At 67.8% G+C, this 20,204-nt stretch carries 19 protein-coding genes; 6 read left to right on the top strand and 13 right to left on the bottom strand.

The window, feature by feature from the left end:
- Positions 1-179: 179 nt before the first annotated feature.
- Positions 180-2,120, bottom strand: coding sequence for a glutamine--fructose-6-phosphate transaminase (isomerizing) (glmS, locus tag DBV10_RS18430; RefSeq protein ID WP_124515057.1), 1,941 nt, complete (start codon positions 2,118-2,120; stop codon positions 180-182).
- A gap of 127 nt (positions 2,121-2,247) precedes the next feature.
- Between glmS and DBV10_RS18425 the strand changes: the two genes are divergently transcribed.
- Together DBV10_RS18425 and DBV10_RS18420 are read left to right on the top strand one after the other, a co-directional pair.
- Positions 2,248-2,739 (top strand): Lrp/AsnC family transcriptional regulator, encoded by a 492-nt coding sequence (locus DBV10_RS18425; RefSeq protein ID WP_124515056.1) that lies wholly within the window; start codon positions 2,248-2,250, stop codon positions 2,737-2,739.
- Between the two features lie 181 nt (positions 2,740-2,920).
- The gene (locus DBV10_RS18420; protein ID WP_124515055.1) at positions 2,921-3,973 is read left to right on the top strand and encodes a diguanylate cyclase; all 1,053 of its coding nucleotides are present in this window, start codon (positions 2,921-2,923) and stop codon (positions 3,971-3,973) included.
- Positions 3,974-3,983: 10 nt separating this feature from the next.
- Here DBV10_RS18420 and DBV10_RS18415 read toward each other — a convergent pair whose 3' ends face one another.
- From DBV10_RS18415 to fabF, 3 genes are all read right to left on the bottom strand, one after another.
- Positions 3,984-4,796, bottom strand: a complete 813-nt coding sequence (locus DBV10_RS18415; protein ID WP_124515054.1) for an ATP-binding protein — start codon at positions 4,794-4,796, stop codon at positions 3,984-3,986.
- 161 nt (positions 4,797-4,957) lie between these two features.
- On the bottom strand, positions 4,958-6,388 hold the full coding sequence (glmU, locus tag DBV10_RS18410; RefSeq protein WP_124515053.1) for a bifunctional UDP-N-acetylglucosamine diphosphorylase/glucosamine-1-phosphate N-acetyltransferase GlmU: 1,431 nt from the start codon (positions 6,386-6,388) through the stop codon (positions 4,958-4,960).
- Positions 6,389-6,545: 157 nt separating this feature from the next.
- Entirely contained in the window at positions 6,546-7,838 is a 1,293-nt protein-coding gene (fabF, locus tag DBV10_RS18405; RefSeq protein ID WP_124515052.1) for a beta-ketoacyl-ACP synthase II, read from the bottom strand.
- A gap of 246 nt (positions 7,839-8,084) precedes the next feature.
- Between fabF and DBV10_RS18400 the strand changes: the two genes are divergently transcribed.
- Entirely contained in the window at positions 8,085-8,738 is a 654-nt protein-coding gene (locus tag DBV10_RS18400) for a TetR/AcrR family transcriptional regulator (protein ID WP_124515051.1), read from the top strand.
- 142 nt (positions 8,739-8,880) lie between these two features.
- Here DBV10_RS18400 and DBV10_RS18395 read toward each other — a convergent pair whose 3' ends face one another.
- The gene (locus DBV10_RS18395; protein ID WP_124515050.1) at positions 8,881-9,276 is read right to left on the bottom strand and encodes a DUF2917 domain-containing protein; all 396 of its coding nucleotides are present in this window, start codon (positions 9,274-9,276) and stop codon (positions 8,881-8,883) included.
- 105 nt (positions 9,277-9,381) lie between these two features.
- Entirely contained in the window at positions 9,382-9,957 is a 576-nt protein-coding gene (locus tag DBV10_RS18390) for a DUF2917 domain-containing protein (protein ID WP_124515049.1), read from the bottom strand.
- A gap of 135 nt (positions 9,958-10,092) precedes the next feature.
- Between DBV10_RS18390 and DBV10_RS18385 the strand changes: the two genes are divergently transcribed.
- A complete protein-coding gene (locus DBV10_RS18385; protein WP_124515048.1) occupies positions 10,093-11,094 on the top strand; it encodes a LysR substrate-binding domain-containing protein in 1,002 nt (333 codons plus the stop codon).
- Positions 11,095-11,184: 90 nt separating this feature from the next.
- Here the strand turns inward: DBV10_RS18385 and tyrS are convergent, their stop codons facing one another.
- Positions 11,185-12,417 (bottom strand): tyrosine--tRNA ligase, encoded by a 1,233-nt coding sequence (gene tyrS, locus DBV10_RS18380; RefSeq protein WP_124515047.1) that lies wholly within the window; start codon positions 12,415-12,417, stop codon positions 11,185-11,187.
- 203 nt (positions 12,418-12,620) lie between these two features.
- On the opposite strand from tyrS, the gene DBV10_RS18375 reads away from it, so the two are divergent.
- Complete coding sequence (locus DBV10_RS18375; RefSeq protein WP_124515046.1) at positions 12,621-13,991, top strand: M23 family metallopeptidase; 1,371 nt, start codon at positions 12,621-12,623, stop codon at positions 13,989-13,991.
- A 47-nt stretch (positions 13,992-14,038) separates the two neighbouring features.
- A complete protein-coding gene (locus tag DBV10_RS18370) occupies positions 14,039-15,148 on the top strand; it encodes an anhydro-N-acetylmuramic acid kinase (protein WP_124515045.1) in 1,110 nt (369 codons plus the stop codon).
- Between the two features lie 102 nt (positions 15,149-15,250).
- On the opposite strand, the gene erpA is transcribed toward DBV10_RS18370, so the two are convergent.
- The 6 genes from erpA to DBV10_RS18340 form a co-directional block, all read right to left on the bottom strand.
- Positions 15,251-15,616, bottom strand: coding sequence for an iron-sulfur cluster insertion protein ErpA (erpA, locus tag DBV10_RS18365; RefSeq protein ID WP_056414289.1), 366 nt, complete (start codon positions 15,614-15,616; stop codon positions 15,251-15,253).
- A gap of 60 nt (positions 15,617-15,676) precedes the next feature.
- Complete coding sequence (locus DBV10_RS18360) at positions 15,677-16,075, bottom strand: polymer-forming cytoskeletal protein (RefSeq protein ID WP_124515044.1); 399 nt, start codon at positions 16,073-16,075, stop codon at positions 15,677-15,679.
- 178 nt (positions 16,076-16,253) lie between these two features.
- Positions 16,254-16,964, bottom strand: a complete 711-nt coding sequence (locus DBV10_RS18355) for a DUF6776 family protein (protein ID WP_124515043.1) — start codon at positions 16,962-16,964, stop codon at positions 16,254-16,256.
- A gap of 155 nt (positions 16,965-17,119) precedes the next feature.
- Positions 17,120-17,512: a 30S ribosomal protein S9 gene (gene rpsI / locus DBV10_RS18350; protein WP_011804080.1), complete on the bottom strand. Its 393-nt coding sequence runs from the start codon at positions 17,510-17,512 to the stop codon at positions 17,120-17,122.
- An 11-nt stretch (positions 17,513-17,523) separates the two neighbouring features.
- Positions 17,524-17,955, bottom strand: a complete 432-nt coding sequence (gene rplM, locus DBV10_RS18345; protein WP_026437700.1) for a 50S ribosomal protein L13 — start codon at positions 17,953-17,955, stop codon at positions 17,524-17,526.
- 179 nt (positions 17,956-18,134) lie between these two features.
- On the bottom strand, positions 18,135-20,087 hold the full coding sequence (locus DBV10_RS18340; protein WP_124515042.1) for a serine/threonine-protein kinase: 1,953 nt from the start codon (positions 20,085-20,087) through the stop codon (positions 18,135-18,137).
- Positions 20,088-20,204: the final 117 nt, after the last annotated feature.

Below are 20,204 nucleotides of genomic sequence, written 5' to 3'. Positions count from 1 at the left end.
CACAACCCTAAACAGAAGCAGTCCATCCACCTCCCCCATAGCTTTGTGATCTAACAATGAAAAGGCGCCTCATTTTGAGGCGCCTTTTCATTTCTTAATGTGAAATTTTCCCGACGAACTTTATTTGTGCCCGACTGACTTTATTTGTTGGAGTCAACCACATTCCCCCACCCAGAACGTCACTCCACCGTGACACTTTTCGCCAAATTTCTGGGTTTGTCCACATCCGTCCCCCGCGCACAAGCCGTGTGATACGCCAGCAGCTGCAGCGGCACCACGTGCAGCAGCGGGCTGAGCGCGCCGTAGTGTTCGGGCATGCGGATCACGTGGATGCCTTCGCTGCTTTCGATGCGGGTGTCGCCGTCGGCCAGCACGTACAACACACCCGCGCGGGCGCGCACTTCCTGCATGTTGCTCTTGAGCTTTTCGAGCAGCGCATCGTTGGGCGCCACCGTGACCACGGGCATGGCGCTAGTCACCAAGGCCAGGGGGCCGTGCTTGAGTTCGCCAGCGGGGTAGGCGTCGGCGTGGATGTAGCTGATTTCCTTGAGCTTGAGCGCGCCTTCCAGCGCGATGGGGTAGTGCAGGCCCCGGCCCAGGAACAGCGCGTTTTCCATGCGCGCAAAGTCTTCGGCCCAGCTGATGAGCTGGGGCTCCAGCGCCAGCACGGCCTGCAGGGCCACGGGCAGGTGGCGCATGGCTTTGAGGTGGGCGGCTTCCTGCGCTTCGGTGAGGCGGCCCTTGGATTGGGCCAGCGCGAGCGTCAGCAGGAAGAGGCCCGCCAGCTGCGTGGTGAAGGCCTTGGTGCTGGCCACGCCGATCTCGACGCCGGCGCGGGTGATGTAGGCGAGCTTGCATTCGCGCACCATGGCACTGGTGGCCACATTGCAGATGGTGAGCGTGTGCGGCATGCCCAGGGACTGCGCATGGCGCAGCGCGGCCAGGGTGTCGGCGGTTTCGCCGCTCTGGCTGATGGTGACGACCAGGGTGCGCGGGTTGGGCACGCTGGTGCGGTAGCGGTATTCGCTGGCCACTTCGACCTGGGTGGGGATGCCGGCAATTTCTTCGAGCCAGTATTTGGCCGTGCAGCCGCTGTAGTAGCTGGTGCCGCAGGCCAGGATGAGGACGTTGTCAATCTCCTTGAACACGCGCCAGGCGGCGGCACCGGGCTGGCCATGCTGACCGATGCCATCGAACAGTTCGGGCACGATGCCTTCCACGCCTTCGAGCGTGTCGGCAATCGCACGCGGCTGCTCGAAGATTTCCTTTTGCATGTAGTGGCGGTAAGGGCCCAGCTCGGCCGCGCCGCTGTGGGCCTGCACGGTGCGCACGGGGCGCTCTGCGGGGGCCAAGGCTGCACCGTCCTGCCCCACGATCCAGTAGCGGCCCAGCTGCAGGTCCACCAGGTCGCCTTCTTCCAGGTAGACGATCTGGTCCGTCACGCCCGCCAGGGCCATGGCGTCGCTGGCCAGGAAGTGCTCGCCCGCCACCGAGTTTCCGGTGCCCGAGCCCACGCCCAGAATCAACGGTGAGCCGGCACGCGCGCCCACCACGCGGTGGGGTTCGTCCTTGTGGATCACGGCGATGGCGTAGGCACCGTGCAGTTCGGCCACCGTGGCCCGCACGGCCTCGAACAGGTCGCCGCTGTAGTGGCTGTCCACCAGGTGGGCGATGACTTCGGTGTCTGTCTGGCTGGCAAACACGTAACCGCGCGCCTGCAGGCTGCGGCGCAGCTCTTCGTGGTTTTCGATGATGCCGTTGTGCACCAGCGCCACGCGCCCGGCCTGCTGGGCGGCGGCGTCCGCACCCAGACCATGGCTGAAGTGCGGGTGGGCGTTGTGCACGGCGGGCGCGCCATGCGTGGCCCAGCGCGTGTGGGCGATGCCGGTGGCGCCATCGACCTGCTCGGCCTGCACCTGCGCCAGCAGCTCGGCCACGCGGGCCGTGCTGCGCGCGCGCTGCAGGCCGCCGCGCGCGGTGCCGTGGCGCGACGCATCGATGCTGGCGCCATGCACGGCCACGCCGCAGGAGTCATAGCCCCGGTACTCCAGCCGCTGCAGGCCCTGCACGAGGATGGGAACGATGTTGCGCGTGGAGACTGCGCCGACGATGCCGCACATGGTGAATGCCTTGGTTGGAAAACGATGGTGCGATGGTAGGCAGCCACAAAAGAAATGTTTGATTGATATTCAATAAAATTTGAACTTAAATTTCACANNTGTGAAATTTAAGTTCAAAATATCACCAATGACGGAACAAATCACGCTCGATGCCACCGACCTGCAGCTGCTCAACCTGCTGCAAACCGACGCCGCCCAAAGCAACCAGGCGCTGGCCGAGCAGGTGCATGTGTCGCCCCCCACCTGCCTGCGCCGCGTCAAGCGCCTGCAGGATGCCGGACTGATCGAGCGCCAGGTGGCCATCCTGCAGCCCGACCGACTGGCTGCCCTCCAGGGCCATGGGCTGGCCTGCATCGTCGAAGTCTCGCTGGACCGCCAGGGTGCCGAGCTGCTCGATGCGTTTGAGGCCCGTGCCGTGGCCGATGCGGCCGTGCAACAGTGCTGGCGCGTGTCGCCGGGCCCGGATTTTGTGCTGGTGGTGCACACGCGCGACATGCCGGGTTACCTCGCGCTGTCGCAGCGCCTGTTCACGGGCGATGCCAACGTGCGCAATGTGAAGGCCTTCTTTGCGACGCGGCGAGCCAAATTCGACACCAAAGTGCCTCTAGCGCCCGACTGACAAGCGCTATGCGCTATCAAATTTGATAAAAAGGCGCCCCAGCAGAGCGCGCACGCCCAGGGCCGCCCCTGGTCATTTCTTGCTGGCATCGCCCGGATGGGCGTTGTAAGCTCCTTCGCATCATTGACCTTTGCCCGTGCCTGCGCCCCTTGCGGCAGGCCCGGGCCCCCTCCACAGACCCATGCCGACACCCCGACGCCAGATGCCCCGCCGCATCTACCCGCTGCGCATACTGGGCATGGGGCTGGGCGGCGTGCTGGTGGGCGCAGTGCTGTGGGAGCGCCAGGCCTCGGCCCTGGCATGGCTGTGCATGGTGCTGCCCTGCTTTGCCTGGCCCCATGGGGCCTACCTGCTCACCCGGCGCAGCGCCGACCCCTACCGCACCGAAACCCGCAACCTGCTCATCGACTCGGCCCTGGCCGCCGCGTTGGTGCCGCTGATGCATTTCAACCTGCTGCCCAGCGTGCTGCTGGTCACGCTGTCGATGGTGGACAAGATCACCACCGGCATCCGGGGGCTGTGGGCGCGCGCGCTGGTGGCGATGCTGGTGGCCGGTGCGGCAAGCACCCTGCTCACCGGCATGCAGTGGGCCCCCGAAACATCGATGCTGGTGATGGTGGCCTGCCTGCCCGTGATGGTGCTGCACACGCTGTCCGTGAGCATCGTGAGCTACCACCTCATCCGCAAGGCCACGCACCACAACCAGATGCTCGATGAGCTGCGGCGCGTGGACGCGCTCACCGGCCTGTTCGGCCGCGGCCATTGGCAAGAGCAGGCCGAGGCCGCGCTGCGCCGCCACCACACCACCGACGAGCCCGCCTGCATGCTGATGCTGGACATCGACCATTTCAAGAGCATCAACGACCTGCACGGCCACACCGTGGGCGACGAAGTGATCCGCGCGCTGGCCCATGTGGTGCGCGGCCATGTGCGCGCGGGCGACTGCGCGGGGCGCTATGGCGGCGATGAGTTCGCCATCGTGCTGCCCGGCATGCACGCCCGCGACGCACTCACCATCGCCCAGCGCATCCGTGAGCAGACCGAGTGTGTGCGCCTGCGCCATCTGCCCGAGCTGCGCATCACCAGCAGCATCGGCGTGGCCCCGGCCGACCACCGCCACAGCAGCCTGCGCGCCTGGATCGATGCGGCCGACGTGGCGCTGTACGCGGCCAAGCATGAAGGGCGCAACCGCGTGTCGGGCTACATCGAGCCGGCGCTGGCGCCGGCGGTGTAGGCAGGTTCTTCTACCAAGCCCCTGGCTCTTGCGCTGCGTCGGCAGCCACAGGCCACGCCACCCGCACCGTGCAGCCCGCCCCCGGAACCGCCGTGGCGGTCACCATGGCACCCTGCCGCTGGGCAATGGCGCGGCACAGCGCCAGCCCAGCGCCCACGCCGTCAAACTCGGTCTCGCGGTGCAGGCGCTGGAACACGCCGAACAAGCCGCCCGCACGCGCCGGGTCAAAGCCCACGCCGTTGTCCTGCACCGTGAAGGCCACGCTGCCCTCGGGTGCCGCATCGGCCCGCACGGTGATGCAGGGCTGCGCCACCGGGCGTGTGAACTTGAGCGCGTTGCCCAGCAACTGCACCAGCAACTCCTGCAGCAGCACCGGGTCGGCTTGCAGCGTGGGCAGGTTGGCATCCACGCACCATTCCACGGCCCGACCCGCCTCGGCAGGGGCCAGCGTGGCGCGGGCCTCGGCCACTGCGCCCGCCAGCGGCACGGGCTGCGGGCGCAGCGGGGCGCGGCTGGCGCGCACCAGGGCCAGCAGGCCGTCGATCATCAGGCCCATGCGGCGGGCGGACTGGTCCATGGTGCTCAGAAAGCCCAGCGCCTCCTGCACCTCGGCCCCCTGCGCCACCTCGGGCGACAAATCGCCCAGCACCTCGCGCACCAGTGCGCCGTACGACGTCACATGCCGCAGCGGCGCGCGCAGGTCGTGCGAGACGGCGCGCACAAACTCCTCTTGCGCGGCCGCCATGTCGGCCACCTGCTGCTGGCTGCGGGCCAGTTCGGCGCGCAGTTTCTCGACGGTCTTTTGAATGTCTTCGTCGTTCATGACTCACACCCCACTGAACCTGGCACGGCATTCAGCAACGCCCCGCCTGCTCACATCGGTAGATACTGGCACGCCCCCCGCCAGTGCACCCGTGGAACTGGCTCCGCCAGGCCACCGGGTGCGTCCCCCTCCCGAAGGAGAGGGGGAAGGCGCGAAGCGCCTCAGGGGGTGCCTCCCTTCCTGGGGCGACTCCAGTTGGCAATGCTCACCTGCTTGCCACGCGCCACGCTCAGCGCGCCGGGCGCCGTGCTCTTGGTGATGGTGCTGCCACCGCCCACCGTGCCGCCTGCGCCAATGGTCACGGGCGCCACCAGCACGCAGTTGCTGCCCACGTGCACGTCGGCCTCGATCACCGTGCGGTGTTTGTTGGCGCCGTCGTAGTTGGCGGTGATGCTGCCCGCGCCATAGTTCACGCGCTCGCCCACGGTGGCATCGCCCAGGTAGGCCAGGTGGTTGGCCTTGGCGCCATCGGCCATCGTGGAGTTCTTCACTTCCACGAAGTTGCCGATGTGCACTTCGCGCCCCAGTTGTGCGCCGGGGCGCAGGCGGGCGAAGGGGCCGATCAGCGCGCCCTCGCCCACGGTGGCGCCCAGCTTTTCGCCGTCGATGTGGGTGTAGGGGTGGACCACGGCACCCGCCGCGATGCGCGCGTTGGCAATGCAGCAGTGGGCGCCAATGCTCACGCCCTCGCCCAGCTCCACACGGCCGGTGAAGACGCAGTTCACGTCGATCTCCACATCCTGCCCGCACAGCAGCTCGCCGCGCACGCCGGTACGGGCATCGTCGCGCAGGTCAAAGCGGGCCGGGTCGGCCAGGCGCACGCCCTGCTCCATCAGGCCGCGCGCGGTGCGCAGTTGGTGGGCGCGCTCCAGTTCGGCCAGTTGCAGCGGGCTGTTCACGCCCGCCACCTGCAGCGCATCGCTGATGCGGTGCGCCACCACGGGCACGCCGTCGGCCACGGCCATGGCGACGATGTCGGTGAGGTAGTACTCGCCCTGGGCGTTGTTGTTGGTCAGCCGCGCCAGCCAGCCACACAGCAGGCGCGCGGGCACGGCCATGATGCCGCTGTAGACCTCGGTGATGGCGCGCTGGGCGTCGCTCGCGTCCTTGTGTTCGACGATGCCTTGCACGGCGCCACCGGCATTGCGCACGATGCGGCCATAGCCCGTGGGGTCGGGCAGGGCCACTGTGAGCAGCGCCAGCTGCTCGCCGCCGCTGGCGGCCACCAGCGCGCGCAGCGTGTCGGCCTGGGTCAGCGGCACATCGCCTGACAGCACCACGGCCGTGCCGTCATCGCGCAGATGCGGCACGGCCTGCTGCACCGCGTGGCCCGTGCCCAACTGGGGCTCCTGGCGTGCAAACTTGAGATCAAAAGTGCCGCCAGCGCCCGCTGCACTTGCGCAAGCAGCTTCTACTTCGATAGCACCATGGCCCGTGATGACGATGGCGCTGCGCGCCTGTAGGTGGGCCGCTTGGTCCAGCACATGGTGCAGCAGCGGGCGCCCGGCCAGGCGCTGCAGCACTTTGGGAAGGCGGCTTTTCATGCGCGTGCCCTTGCCGGCCGCCATGATGAGGATGTCGAGTGGGGTCATGGAATGCGTCTGGAGATCGGAGGCCCGGGGCGGTGCGCCGCGCGGGCCGGTGCGGGATTATCGGCTGCGCCGCCCGCAGGGCCCAGGGCGCTGCAGATGGCGCCCGCCGGTCACGCCACCGGCAGCATCCACCCACACCCCGCCCGCGCCGTGGTCATCAACCCGCCGCAGCGTCTGCCACGGGCCAGCGCCGCAGCACCAGGGTCGCATTCACCCCGCCAAAGCCAAAGCCGTTGACCATGGCGTGCGTGAGCGCCAGGGGGCGCGGCGCCAGCGCCACCAGATCCAGGCCCCGCGCCTGCTCATCGGGCGCGTGCAGGTTCAGCGTGCCGGGCACCACCTGGTCGCGCAGCGCCAGCACCGTAAAGATCGTGGCCACCGCACCCGCCGCGCCCAGCAGGTGGCCCGTGGCCGACTTGGTGGAGGTGATCGCGGGCCCCGCGCCCGCGCCGAACACGCGGCGGATCGCGGCCAGCTCACCCCGGTCGCCCACCAGGGTGGAGGTCGAGTGGGCATTGAGATGCTGCACCTCATCGGCCCGCAGGCCCGCCTGCGCCAGCGCGGCGGCCATGCTGCGCGCGGCGCCGTCGCCGTCTTCCGGCCCCGAGGTGATGTGGTACGCATCGGCCGAGGTGCCGTAGCCCACCAGCTCGGCCAGCGGCTGTGCGCCGCGTGCCAGCGCATGCTCCAGCGCCTCGACCACCAGCATGCCCGCGCCCTCGCCCATCACAAAGCCGTCACGGCCGGCATCAAATGGGCGCGAGGCCTGCGCGGGCGTGTCATTGAAGCCCGTGGACAGCGCCTTGGCCGCCGCAAACGCGCCCAGGCTCACGCGGTCGATGGCGGCCTCGCTGCCGCCGCACACGGCGATGTCGGCCTCGCCGCAGCGGATCATGCGGGCCGCATCGCCCAGCGCCTGCACGCTGGCGGCGCAGGCCGTGACCGGTGCGCCCAGCGGGCCCTTGAACCCGTGGCGGATGGACACCTGCCCCGCCGCCAGGTTGACCAGGAACGAGGGCACGGTGAACGGCGACAGCCGCTGCGGCCCGCGCGTTTCGGTGGTGCGCACCGCATCGGCAATCGCGCCAAAGCCGCCGATGCCCGACGCGATGACGGTGGCCGTGCGTGCGAGCGCCGCCTCATCCCCCCCCACCGCAGGCCAGCCCGCCTGGGCCAGTGCCTGGTCCGCAGCGCCCAGCGCAAAGGGGATGAAGCGGTCCATCTTGCGCTGGTCCTTGGTCGAGACGATGGCGTCCACGTCCCAGCCGCCTTCGGGGTCTTCGGACAACGGCAGCACCTGCCCAGCCACCTTGGCGGGCACGCCTTCGACCACGGCGTCGGGCAGCGGGGTGATGCCCGAGCGGCCCGCCAACAGACGCTGCCAGGCCAGTTCCACCTGGCAGCCCAGGGGCGACACCAGGCCCATGCCGGTGATGACGACGCGGCGCATCAGCAGGCCACTCCGGGCACGGTGGGCGCCGGGGTGGCGCGGGGGAAAAGAAGGCTGGGGGTCATGGAATCACCTCGCTGGTTGCCGCCCCCCTGCGGCCCCGGGGTGCCAGGGGCCAGCGGCAGCCCGGTGGCACGCCACGCGGTCACGCCGCCGCAAAGGAGTCGTGCGTTTATGATTGGGAGCGTCATCATAAGCACAAAACTGCATTTTGCGTACGATCGCAATCAATACGAGGCGTTGTCCATGAAGGTCTCCAAAGCACAGGCCGCCGAAAACCGCCAGGGCATCCTGGACGCCGCCGCCCGGCTGTACCGCGAGCGCGGTCTCACCGGCGTGGGCGTGGCCGACATCACACGCGACGCGGGGCTCACGCATGGCGGGCTGTACCGGCATTTCGAGTCCAAGGACGCGCTGGTCCGCGAGGCCTGCGCCCGCGCGTTCGACTGGTCGATTGCCCCGCTGGACGGCCACACGCCCAACACCAATGTGGCCGACCGCATCAAGAGCTACCTCTCGCCCCAGCACCGCGACACCCCCGGCAGCGGCTGCCCCGCCGCCGCGCTGGCGGTGGACGCAGCACGCGCGGGGCCCGAGTTGTCACAGGTGTTTGCCGAGGGCATCGAGCGCAACATCCAGCGCTTTGCGCAGTTGCTGGCCGACACGGCACCCGCTGCGTGCGCCCCGGCCGGCACCACAGACACCACAGACACCACCGACGCGGCCACCACGGCAACGGCAGCAGCCCACCGCGCCCGCGCCATGGAGGTGCTGGCCACCATGGTCGGAGGCCTGGTGCTGGCCCGCGCCACGGCGGCGGCGCAGCCGGGGTTGTCCGAGGAGATTCTGACCACCTTGCAGGAGCAGCTGATCCGCTTGCTGGATACGCCAGGCGCCTGAGGCCCAAGAAGCCGCAACAAGCCATCCGCTATCAAAAAAAGAGCTTCTAGCGCNNGCGCTAGAAGCTCTTTTTTCTACAAAACCCCGTGGGCATCAAGCGGGCGGTGTCGTGACCACCGCCACGGCCCCTCGGCAAGGCGCCTCAGGCGCAGCAGGCGTCACTGGCCACAGCCACCGACGGGCTGCCAAACGCCGCACGGCGCCACCAGGGGGTGGCCGTGCTGGCAACTTCCACCGGCGTGCGGGTCCAGCGGTATTGCAGGCGTTCACGGCCTACGGGTTCGACCACGGCATGCTGGCCGGCGGCCACCCACAGGGTCTGGCCGGCGTGCAGGAACACGTCACCGGCTTCGGCGCCCGTGCCGTAAGGGCCGGCATCCAGCGTGACCCAGGCCTGGCCTTCGGCCACACGCAGCGCCATGGGCGCGCGGGGCGTGAGGCTGAGGGCCTTGCCTGGCAGCAAGGTGCTGGCACCGTGGGCGGCAGCCGCCGTGGCAGCGGTGGAGAGGAACTTGAAGGTCTGCGAGGTGATGGTCATGTGAATCTCCGGGTTTACCCTTGATGGACTCTATGGTGCGCTGTGCTAGCCACAGCGTCCAATGAAAAGGAGTGCGTCGATTGATGCTCTTCTTGCATGTCGTGCTCAAACGGGCCTGCGCTCGCGCAGATCCGCTATCCAAAAGAGAGCAAAACGGGCGATTCCGAGGGCCAGACGCCCCGTGGCGCCGAGCACCTGAGCACCAGCCTGGCCGACGGCGCGCCCGCCCTGGGCCAGGGCCTGCGCCAGGTCGCGCAGGGGCTGAACCACGCCGCACTCCCAGTCGGCACCGCGCCGCAGGACATGCGCGCCCTGCCCGTTCGCCAGGGCGGCGGCACCCTTCCAATGGAAGGCCACCCCGCCATCGGGCAGGCCAGCGGGGTTCCAGGCTTCCATCACCACATGCTGGCCAGCCGCAATCGCCAGGCGATCGCCGGCCTGCAACATGTGGTCGGCCACGCCACGGGGCAGATCGGCAGGCAGGTCTGCGGGCAATGGGGTGGGTGAGGCCCCGCTCAGCGTGAGCCAGACCCGGCCCTGGGCGATCTCCAGCACGCTGGGCTCGCGCGGGTGCAGCGACAGGGCGCGGCCGGGGGCCAGTTTCCAGCAACCGGCCGCAGGTCGGCCAGCCACGGCGGCTTGGACGGATTGTTGCGATTCCAGAACGTTGCGGGCGGGCATGACAGGCTCCTTGGGGTGGATGAAACAGGTGTTACGGAGCCTGAATGGTGATCCCTGCGCCACACACAGTCCAATGAAAACGCGGTACGCTATTCATTCCACCAACGCATGAATCAAAACCCATCTGGAGCCCCCATGGCCTCAGCCGAATACTCCCCCGCCGTCCTGCGCACCCGGCCCGTGGCCACCGGCCACTGGCGCGCCTTTCTGGCCGTGGCGCGGCACCTGAACTTCCGCGCCGCCGCCGACGAGCTGGCGCTCACCCAGTCGGCCGTGAGCCGCCAGATCCAGGCACTGGAAGAAGAAGTCGGCGTGGCGCTGTTCCTGCGCCACACGCGCGCCGTGGAGCTGACCAGCGCGGGCGCACAGCTGCAGCGCGCCGTGGCCCCAGCGCTGGAGCGCATGGACGCCGCCGTGCGCCTGGTGCGCCAGACGGCCGGGCGCCGCAGCGTGGCGATCACCACCTGGGCCAGCTTTGCATCGATGTGGCTGATCCCGCGCATGGAGGAGTTCCAGCGCGACAACCCGGGCATCGACATCCGCATCGATGCAAGCGATGTGCAGGTCGACCTGGAAACCTCGGACGTGGACCTGGCCCTGCGCTACGCCATGCCCAGCGGCGCGACCCAGGGCGGCACCCGCCTGTTTGGCGAACAACTGGCCGTGGTGGCCAGCCCCTGGCTGCTCAAAGGCAGCAAACCGCTGCGCACCCCGGCCGATGTGGCGCAGTTCACCCTGATCGAAGCGGGCGACGCCCACCGCACCCACTACCTCGAATACCTGAGCTGGCGCCGCTGGTTCGACACCCGCGACCTGACCAAGCTGCAGCCCCAGCGCTGGCTGTACTTCAACTACGCGCACCAGATCGTGCAGGCCGCGCTGGCCGGCCAGGGCCTGGCACTGGCCCGCATGCCGCTGATCGCCGACGCCCTGGCCGCAGGCGATCTGGTGGAGGTGCTGCCCGGCCACCGCATCGACTCGCCGCTGTCCTACTGGCTGATGGTGGGGCCGCGCAGTGCACACCGGCCAGAGATCAAGGCGTTCTGCGCCTGGCTGCAGGTGCAGGCCCAGGCCACGCGCGAGGCGATCGGGGATGTGCCCGATCCGGACCTGAACGACAACCTGGACGGGTCATGAAAAAAGCGCTGGGCCCTACGGCCTCAGCGCTTTCATTTTGATAGCTGCCAGCGCTTATTTCCCTAGCGCCTGCGGCCAATTTTCTTTCAATCAAGCCAGGGTCACCCGCGCGAACTTGCGTTTGCCCACCTGCACCACATAGGTGCCAGCGGCCAGCTTCAGGCCCTTGTCGCTGACCACGCTGCCATCCACGCGCACGCCGCCGCCGTCGATCAGCCGGTTGGCTTCGCTGCCCGAAGGCGCCAGATTGGCCTGCTTGAGCAGCGCGCCAATGCCCAAAGGCGCGCCCGACAGGCTCAGCTCGGGGATTTCATCGGGCACACCGCCCTTGCTGCGGTTGATGAAGTCCTGCTCGGCCGCATCGGCCGCCGCCGCGCTGTGGAAACGCGTGGTGATTTCCTTGGCCAGCATCACCTTGGCGTCCTTGGGGTTGCGCCCGCCCGCCACCTCGGCCTTGAGCGCGGCAATCTCGGCCAGGCTCTGGAACGACAGCAGGGTGAACCAGTCCCACATCAGGGTGTCGCTGATGGACAGCACCTTGGCGAACATGGAGTTCGGCTCTTCGGTGATGCCGATGTAGTTGTTCTTGGACTTGGACATCTTGTCCACGCCGTCCAGGCCCACCAAGAGCGGCATGGTGAGCACGCACTGCGGCTCCTGGCCGTATTCCTGCTGCAGATGGCGGCCCATGAGCAGGTTGAACTTCTGGTCCGTGCCACCCAGTTCCAGGTCGCTTTTCAGGGCCACCGAGTCGTAGCCCTGCATCAGCGGGTAGAGAAACTCGTGCACCGCAATGGACTGGCCGGTGGTGAAGCGCTTGTGGAAGTCGTCGCGCTCCATCATGCGCGCCACGGTGTACCGGGAGGCCAGCTGGATCATGCCGCTGGCGCCCAGGGGCTCGCTCCACTCACTGTTGTAGCGGATCTCGGTGCGGGCCGGGTCCAGCACCATGCTGGCCTGGCGGTAGTAGGTCTCGGCGTTGGCCTGGATCTGCTCTTTCGTGAGCGGCGGGCGCGTGCTGTTGCGGCCCGAGGGGTCTCCGATCAGGCTGGTGAAGTCGCCGATCAAAAAGATCACCTGGTGGCCCAGATTTTGCAATTGCCGCATCTTGTTCAACACCACCGTGTGGCCGATGTGGATGTCGGGCGCCGTGGGATCGAGCCCCAGCTTGATGCGCAGCGGCTGGCCGGTGGCCTCAGAGCGCGCCAGCTTCTTGACCCATTCGTCCTGCGGCAGCAGCTCCTGCACGCCGCGCAGCGAGATTTCGAGGGCCCGTCCTACACCATCGGAGACCGGGGTTGTTGTAACAGCAGATTGATTCATAAGGGTTTTTTGGGATGTCTAGACAGCACGCGCCGCTATACTTCAGCCCACATTGCAGAGGCGGATTCTAGTGGGCCCGCCGTTTCGACCTGTTTTTATCAACCTGTCGAATGGCTGCAGCCTGACAGTCTGTGCTCCTGGCCCCGCCCCGCATTCACACCGGGGGTGTGCCACGGAACCGCAATCACCCTGGGGATAGACCTTTGATTCACGGCCTCACTACGGTCCGCACCGCCAGCACCGCTTTGCTTGACCGACTGTCCCGCACGATCCAACAACACCCCAAACGCATCACTGCCGCCATTGCCGCCCTGCTGCTCACGGGCGGCGGCGGCGCTTTTGCCGTGGCATCTTTTGCCCCCGATCCAGCCGAGCTGCCGGTGCGCATGGTGAACTACCCCGTTGAATCGCTGGCCGACAACCTGGTGCTGGGCGAGCTCGACACGCCCGGCTTTTCGCTGTTCCGCTCCGAGCAGGTGCGCTCCAGCGACACCCCCGAGTCGCTGCTGCAGCGCCTGGGCGTGGCCGACCCGGCCGCAGCCGCCTTCATGCGCGGCGACACGCCGGTGCGCCAGAACGTGCTGGGCCGCTCGGGCCGCACCGTGTCGGCTGAAACCACCGATGACCACCGCCTGATCCGCCTGAAGGTGCGCTGGGTGCCCGACGACAGCGGCAACTTCCGCCGCCTGGTCGTGGAGCGCACGGCCGACAACAAGTTCACGTCGCGCGTCGAAACCGCCAAGATGACCACCAGCAGCCGGCTGTCCGGCGGCATCATCCACAGCTCGCTGTTCGCCGCCACCGACGCATCGAACATCCCCGATGCCGTGGCCGTGCAGGTGGCCGAGCTGTTCTCGGGCAACATCGACTTCCGCCGCTCCCTGCGCAAGGGCGACCGCTTCTCGGTGGTGTACGAAACCCTCGAAGCCGATGGCGAGCCCCTGTCCAGCGGCCGCGTGCTGAGCGCCGAATTCGTGAACAACGGCAAGACCCACCAGGCGGTCTGGTTCCAGGAGTCCAACGCCACCAAGGGCGCCTACTACACCCTGGACGGCGAAAGCATGCGCCGGGCCTACCTGACCTCGCCGGTCGAGTTCTCGCGCGTGACCAGCGGCTTCAAGATGCGCCTGCACCCCATCCTGCAGACCTGGCGCGCCCACCTGGGCACCGACTTCGCCGCCCCCACGGGCACGGCCGTGCGCACCGTGGGCGATGGCGTGGTGGAGTTCTCCGGGGTGCAGAACGGCTACGGCAACGTGGTCTTCATCAAGCACCGCAACCAGCATGTCACGGTCTATGCCCACCTGAGCCGCATCGACGTGCGCCAGGGCCAGTCGGTCGAACAGGGCCAGACCCTGGGCGCCGTGGGCGCCACCGGCTGGGCCACGGGCCCCCACCTGCACTTCGAATTCCGCGTGAACGGCGTGCACCAGGACCCCATGACCATTGTGGCCAAGAGCGAAGCGGCTGCGCCCGTCTCGGCGGCCGCGCGCCCGGCCTTTAACCGCCTGGCCTCCAACATGCGCGTCCAGCTGAACGCCGCCGCGCTGATCGAACAGGCCAGCGCGAACTGACCTCTGCGTCTGCGCCCAACACGCCCCAGCACACGACCCGACGGGCCATGTCCGAGCTGTACATCGGCCTGATGTCGGGCACCTCGCTCGACGGGATCGACGGGGTGCTGGCGGATTTCTCGGGCCCGCGCATGCAGGTCACGCACCACGTGGGCAGCGCCTTTGCGCCCGCGCTGCGTGCCGAACTGCTGGCCCTCAACACCCCGGGCGACAACGAACTGCACCGCGCCGCCCTTGCAGGCAACGCACTGTCGCGCGCCTATGCCGAGGTGGTGCAGGCGCTGCTGCAGCGCAGCGGCCAATCCCCCGGCGCCGTCCGCGCCATCGGTGCCCATGGGCAGACCGTGCGGCACCGCCCCCAAGAGTTCGACGGCACGGGCTACACCCTGCAACTGCTGAGCCCCGCCCTGCTGGCCGAGCAGACAGGCATCGCCGTGGTGGCCGACCTGCGCAGCCGCGATGTGGCGGCCGGTGGCCAGGGCGCGCCGCTGGTGCCCGCCTTCCACCAAGGCGTCTTCGGCCGGCCTCATGAAACCGTGCTGGTGCTCAACATCGGCGGCATCTCCAACCTCAGCGTGCTGGGCGCGAAGGGCAGCGTGCTGGGGTTTGACTGCGGCCCCGGCAATGCGCTCATGGACCACTGGTGCCAGCAGCACACGGGCCAGCCGTTTGACCGGGATGGCGCCTGGGCCGCCACCGGGCAGGTGCTGCCCAACCTGCTAGCATCGCTGATGCAGGAGCCTTTTCTGCACAAGCCGCCGCCCAAGAGCACGGGGCGCGACCTGTTCAACCCCCCCTGGCTGGCCGCCCACCTGGAGCGCTTCGGGCATGCCCCGCCGGAGGATGTGCAAGCCACATTGACGGAATTCACCGCCACCGCATGCTCAGCATGCGTTGACAGCTACAAAAAAGATAGCAAAACCCTGGCCATCTGTGGCGGTGGGGCCCTCAACACCCAGCTGATGCGCCGCCTGCAGGCCGGCAGCCCCTCGCTGCAGGTGGTGGCGACCGATGCCCTGGGCCTGCCCGCCCTGCAGGTCGAAGCCGCCGCCTTCGCCTGGCTGGCGCGCCAGGCGCTGCACCAGGCCCCCGGCAACCTGCCCAGCGTGACCGGGGCAGCGGGCCCGCGCGTGCTGGGCGCGGTGTACCCGGCCTGAGCGCAGCAGCGGAATCTCTCCACCCATGAAAAAACCGCCCGAAGGCGGTTTTTGTCTTTGGTGCATCCGGGGCACCGGCCTCCCGGCCCGCCCCAAGGCCCATCAGGCCGAGAAGCTGGAGCCACACCCGCAGGTGGTGGTGGCGTTCGGGTTCTTGATGACGAACTGGGCGCCCTGCAGGTCTTCCTTGTAGTCGATCTCGGCGCCCACCAGGTACTGGTAGCTCATGGCGTCGATCAGCAGCGACACACCGTTCTTGGTCATGGTGGTGTCGTCTTCGTTGGTGATTTCGTCAAAGGTAAAGCCGTATTGGAAGCCCGAACAGCCGCCGCCTTGCACAAACACGCGCAGCTTCAGGTCAGGATTGCCCTCTTCGGCAATCAGGTCCGCCACCTTGGCCGCCGCACTGTCGGTGAAGAGGATGGGGGCGGGCATTTCGGTCTGGATGTTGTCGGCAACAGCGCTCATGGGGTACTCCGGGTTCAGTCTTTGGGGTTAATACTACTGCAAACCGCTCGGGAATTCAGGTCACGGGTTGTTTGACGCCAACTTCAGTGGGGGCTTTTCCTCGACCAGCAAGGCCGTCGGGAACAGCTGCCCCGCAATCACGGCCCCCTGGTGCATCTCCAGCGCCTTGTAGTGCACGTTGCCGGTGATCTGCGCCTTGGGCTGCAGCTCCAGCAGCTCGCCCGCATGCACGGGGCCCAGCACCTGGCCATTGATGATCACATGGTCGGCATGGATGGCGCCTTCGACGCGCGCCGTTTCCGAGATCACGAGGATGCTGGGCTGCTCCGCGCCCGCCCGGATATCACCCACCAACTCGCCATCGATGCGCATGCCTTCGGCAAACTGCACATCGCCCTCGATCTTCGTCCCCTGGGCGACCAGGCTTTTGATGGGGGGCTGCTTCTTACGCGAAAACATGGGCAGGACTCCTGGAGAGACAGGCAGGCCCGAAGGCCCGCGTGCGGATTGAAGGAAAGGAAAGGCTTCTTCGCGCCCCCGCCGCGCAGGACTTGGGAGCGCAGAGGCCGCTGGACGCCGAACGCTGAACGCCGGACACAGGCACAGGGCGGTGCGCAAGGCCATCCATCGCCTGCGGCTACTCGATGGCCATGGTCTGCGTGGCGCGGACGGTGGCACCGTCCAGCACGCGCGCGGTCACGGTTTTTACCACGGCATGGGGCGGCAGATCGAGCACGCCCTCGACACGGCGGTACTGCTTGACCTGCAGGGGCTGTCCCTGCGCGGGCTGGGTCTGCGTCCAGGGTTTGCCGTCCTGGGTGCCCGCCAGCACCAGCTCCAGGCGGCCATTGAAGTCCGGCGCGTTGCGGGCCGCCTGGATGACCAGCACCTGCCAGCGCAACTGCATCCCCCCCAGCACTTCGGCCTGCAGGGCGCGGATCGCCAGGCCATCGGTCTTGGCCGCCGGAATCAATTTTTCAAAGAAGCCCAGGTCTTCACGCAGCGTCCGGTTGTCGGCTTCGAGCTGGCGCACCTGGGCGATCAGGCTTTCCTTGGCAGCGCGCTCGGTGGCGAGCAGGCTTTCAGCGGTCAGCGCCACGGTCTGGCGCTCCTGGCCTTCGTCACGCAGGCGTGTGACCTCCGCCTTCATTCGCAGCATGTCGTCGCGCGAGACCGTGTCCAGCCCGGCAATGGATTTGCCAAATTCGAACGCCCACAGCGCCACCGCCGCACAAAAACCCAGCACCACGGCCAGGGCCAGCCAGCGAAAGGGCCAGGGCAGTGCACTGCGGATGGCCACCCGGGGGGCGCTGATGGTCAGCCGACGGCGCAGCAGGCGAAAGCGCATAGGGTCAACAGGCGTGTCATGGACATACGGCCCCAAAGAAAAGAGCGCACCATAAACGAAAAAACCGCCCGAAGGCGGTTTTTCTCTGTAAAGCACCCCGAGGGAATACTTTGCAGCAGATGCCGCGCAGGGCGGCATCCCGGCAGAACCAAGGATTAACGCTTGGAGAACTGCTTGGCGCGGCGTGCGGAGTGCAGACCGACCTTCTTACGTTCCACTTCGCGGGCGTCACGCGTCACGAAGCCGGCTTGGCTCAGTGCGGGCTTGAGCGTCGCGTCGTAGTCGATCAGGGCGCGGGTGATACCGTGGCGGGCAGCGCCAGCCTGGCCGGATTCACCGCCACCGTGCACGTTGATCTGGATGTCGAAGGTTTCGACATGGTTGGTCAACGCCAGCGGTTGCTTGGCAATCATGATCGAGGTTTCGCGGCCGAAATACTGCTGAATGTCTTTGCCATTCACAGTGATCTTGCCGGAACCCTTCTTCAGAAACACGCGGGCGACGCTGGACTTGCGACGGCCGGTGCCATTGTTCCATTCACCAATCATCTCAAGGCTCCTTAGATTTCCAGAGCCTTGGGCTGCTGGGCGGTGTGGGGATGCTCTGCACCACCGTACACCTTGAGTTTCTTGATCATTGCGTAGCCGAGGGGGCCCTTGGGCAGCATGCCCTTGACGGCCTTCTCCAGCGCGCGGCCGGGGTGCTTGGCTTGCAGGTCGCGGAAGTTCGTGGCCGTGATACCGCCGGGGTAACCCGAGTGGCGGTAGTACACCTTGTCCAGGGACTTGGTGCCGGTGACCTTGAGCTTGGCTGCGTTGATGATGACGATGAAGTCACCGGTATCGACGTGAGGCGTGTAAATGGCCTTGTGTTTGCCGCGCAAACGGAGAGCAACTTCGCTGGCTACTCGTCCGAGGACCTTGTCGGTCGCGTCAATCACAAACCACTCGTGCACGACCTCAGCGGGCTTTGCGCTGAAAGTAGTAGTCATGAGTTTTCTCTTGAAAAGAGGGTTTGGCGGGTCCTTTTCCACGGTCGGTGCTCCTCTTTCGGAAGCCTCTTAGGTGGCACTTGATCTTCGCCGCGGGACCACAAAAGCGCTGCGAAGCCCTCGATTATACGAATTTGTCCCATGGGGGCGCAAGCAGCCGCTCCAAAGTGCCAGCGCGCCTAGTTGGGCGTCTGGCGGCGGCGCTGCTCCTCGGCCTCGTACCGGCGGCGGTTTTCCACACAGATGGGCTGCCCGGCCTGCGATGGCTTCTGGCATTCCTGGTGGATGCACAGGGGGCGGGACAGGAAGTTGGCATCGGAGCAGGCCTCCTGCGGCGAAGGCGGGCGTGGCGCCGGTGCGGGCTTGGGCTTGGTTTCGGCCACCACCGGCGGGGGCGGGGGCACGGGCTCCTCGCGCACCGTGATGGGCGCGGGTCCGGGCTCGGCCGCCGCGCGCTTGGCCGTGCGCGGGGGCACGCGAGGTGCCGAGGCCACAACAAAGGCCGGTGCGGGCGCAGACGCTGTGGCAGCGGTGCCCGCAGCATGGTCCGGGGTGGCTGGGGCGGAAGCCTCCGCCACCGGCACGCCCGCAGCGGTTTCCGTCAACACGGCCTCCGCCGAAGCGGGCGCGGCGGGCCGCTCGGCCATCTCGGTGATGATGTCGTCGCGGGGCGCCTTGCCGCTCTGGGCCCAGCGCAACCCGGCGGCAGACGCCACGACCACCAGCACCGCCACCACCAGCCCGGCCACCAGGGGCGAGCGCCGCGCCGCCTTGGCGGGCCTGGCGGACGGGCGCACGGTGTCGCGCTCCAACGCACGGGCCTGCGGCTGCGCGCCCTGCGGGCGATGGCTGCCCCACCCGCCGTAGCGGGAGTCGTCGGCGGCCACCGTGTCACCGGCGTCGATGAACACGGTGTCCCCGGGGTCGGCCGCCACGGTGTCAGGCCCGCCGAGCACGACCGTGTCTCCACCCACCTCCTCCGATGACCGGTCTTGCGGGCCTCCCGCGTCGGCGATGGCCACAACGGCCGCCACGCTCTTGGCCTGCGCCTGGGCCTGCATCTCGGCCACGATCCGGGGCGCAGAGGTCACGTCCACCGTGGGCGTGAGCAAACCGGGCCCGGGCTGGTCGGCAGGTTCGACCCAGATGTCGCCCAGCTCGGCCCGGAAATCGAAATGCTGGACATCGTCCGGCGCCGAGGTCATCTCCATGGCCTGCAGAAAGGCGTCGATGTTCTGCGGCCGGTCCTCGGGCCGCAGCGCCAGGGACTGGGCAATCGCCGCCACAAAAGGCGCCGAATATTCCACGCCGAACTGCCGCTTGACGGTTTTGGCGATGCGGGAGAAAGACACCATGCGGTCGCGGATGGAGCGCAGGGTGGCGGGCAGCGGGGTGTCGTTGGCCAGGCAGCCGTGCATGACGGCGGCCAGCGAATACAGGTCGCTCCACGGCCCCTGGCGCAGCTCTTCGTCGCCATCGGCATACTGCTCGATCGGCGCGTAGTTCACCTTGAGCACGGCCGTGTGCTTGCGGTCCTGGTCATTGATCGCGTGCCGGGCCGCCCCCAGGTCCAGCAGCACGGGCGGGCCGTTGTCCTGCAGGAAGATGTTGTCGGGCGAGATGTCGCGGTGCAGGGTGTTGCCATCGTGCAGCACGCGCAGGGCATCGAGCACCGACCACAGCAGCTTGCGCAGCCAGGCTTCGGGCGGCGGCGTGCGCATCTGCGCGCGCGCCTGCTTGAAGGTCATGCCGCTGTAGAGCGGCATGACCATGTAGGCCGTGTTGTTGGCCTCCCAGAAGCGGAACACCTTGACCAGCGACGGGTGGTCAAACTGCGCCAGCAGGCGGGCTTCGCCCACGAACGAGGCCAGGCCGGCCTGGAAGGTCTGCTGGTCCGACGAGGAGCGCACCCACAGCGACTGCCCCTCGGAGCGCCCGGCCAGGGCCGACGGCATGTATTCCTTGATGGCCACTGCGCGGTGCAGGGAATGGTCGAACGCCTTGTAGACCATGCCAAACCCCCCCACCCCCAGAAGCGCCAGTATCTCGAACTCGGCCAGCCGGGTGCCGGGCGGCAGCGCATCGACATGGCTGACGCCAGTGGCGGGGGCTTGGCGGGGGCTTTCGGTCATGGTCAAAGGACGTGGCGTGCTTGCGGTGTCGATGGCGGATCAGGGGCGCAACGGGGCGCCAGCACCGCCGCAGGCGCGATCATGAAGCATGGCAGCCGGTGATTTCGAAACAAATGG

This window comes from Acidovorax sp. FJL06, assembly GCF_003852545.1.
GTDB lineage: Bacteria > Pseudomonadota > Gammaproteobacteria > Burkholderiales > Burkholderiaceae_C > Acidovorax.
This window is presented reverse-complemented; position numbering and strand designations above follow the sequence as displayed.

What these genes read in the sequence shown, in the direction of transcription:
- glmS (WP_124515057.1), bottom strand. Translation starts at nt 2,120, where the DNA reads ATGTGCGGCATCGTCGGCGCAGTCTCCACGCGCAACATCGTTCCCATC.
- DBV10_RS18355 (WP_124515043.1), bottom strand. Translation starts at nt 16,964, where the DNA reads ATGCGCTTTCGCCTGCTGCGCCGTCGGCTGACCATCAGCGCCCCCCGG.
- DBV10_RS18390 (WP_124515049.1), bottom strand. Translation starts at nt 9,957, where the DNA reads ATGCCCGCCCGCAACGTTCTGGAATCGCAACAATCCGTCCAAGCCGCC.
- rpsI (WP_011804080.1), bottom strand. Translation starts at nt 17,512, where the DNA reads ATGATTGGTGAATGGAACAATGGCACCGGCCGTCGCAAGTCCAGCGTC.
- DBV10_RS18415 (WP_124515054.1), bottom strand. Translation starts at nt 4,796, where the DNA reads ATGAACGACGAAGACATTCAAAAGACCGTCGAGAAACTGCGCGCCGAA.
- DBV10_RS18360 (WP_124515044.1), bottom strand. Translation starts at nt 16,075, where the DNA reads ATGTTTTCGCGTAAGAAGCAGCCCCCCATCAAAAGCCTGGTCGCCCAG.
- DBV10_RS18420 (WP_124515055.1), top strand. Translation starts at nt 2,921, where the DNA reads ATGCCGACACCCCGACGCCAGATGCCCCGCCGCATCTACCCGCTGCGC.
- fabF (WP_124515052.1), bottom strand. Translation starts at nt 7,838, where the DNA reads ATGCGCCGCGTCGTCATCACCGGCATGGGCCTGGTGTCGCCCCTGGGC.
- erpA (WP_056414289.1), bottom strand. Translation starts at nt 15,616, where the DNA reads ATGAGCGCTGTTGCCGACAACATCCAGACCGAAATGCCCGCCCCCATC.
- DBV10_RS18395 (WP_124515050.1), bottom strand. Translation starts at nt 9,276, where the DNA reads ATGACCATCACCTCGCAGACCTTCAAGTTCCTCTCCACCGCTGCCACG.
- rplM (WP_026437700.1), bottom strand. Translation starts at nt 17,955, where the DNA reads ATGACTACTACTTTCAGCGCAAAGCCCGCTGAGGTCGTGCACGAGTGG.
- DBV10_RS18425 (WP_124515056.1), top strand. Translation starts at nt 2,248, where the DNA reads ATGACGGAACAAATCACGCTCGATGCCACCGACCTGCAGCTGCTCAAC.
- DBV10_RS18400 (WP_124515051.1), top strand. Translation starts at nt 8,085, where the DNA reads ATGAAGGTCTCCAAAGCACAGGCCGCCGAAAACCGCCAGGGCATCCTG.
- DBV10_RS18340 (WP_124515042.1), bottom strand. Translation starts at nt 20,087, where the DNA reads ATGACCGAAAGCCCCCGCCAAGCCCCCGCCACTGGCGTCAGCCATGTC.
- DBV10_RS18370 (WP_124515045.1), top strand. Translation starts at nt 14,039, where the DNA reads ATGTCCGAGCTGTACATCGGCCTGATGTCGGGCACCTCGCTCGACGGG.
- DBV10_RS18385 (WP_124515048.1), top strand. Translation starts at nt 10,093, where the DNA reads ATGGCCTCAGCCGAATACTCCCCCGCCGTCCTGCGCACCCGGCCCGTG.
- tyrS (WP_124515047.1), bottom strand. Translation starts at nt 12,417, where the DNA reads ATGAATCAATCTGCTGTTACAACAACCCCGGTCTCCGATGGTGTAGGA.
- glmU (WP_124515053.1), bottom strand. Translation starts at nt 6,388, where the DNA reads ATGACCCCACTCGACATCCTCATCATGGCGGCCGGCAAGGGCACGCGC.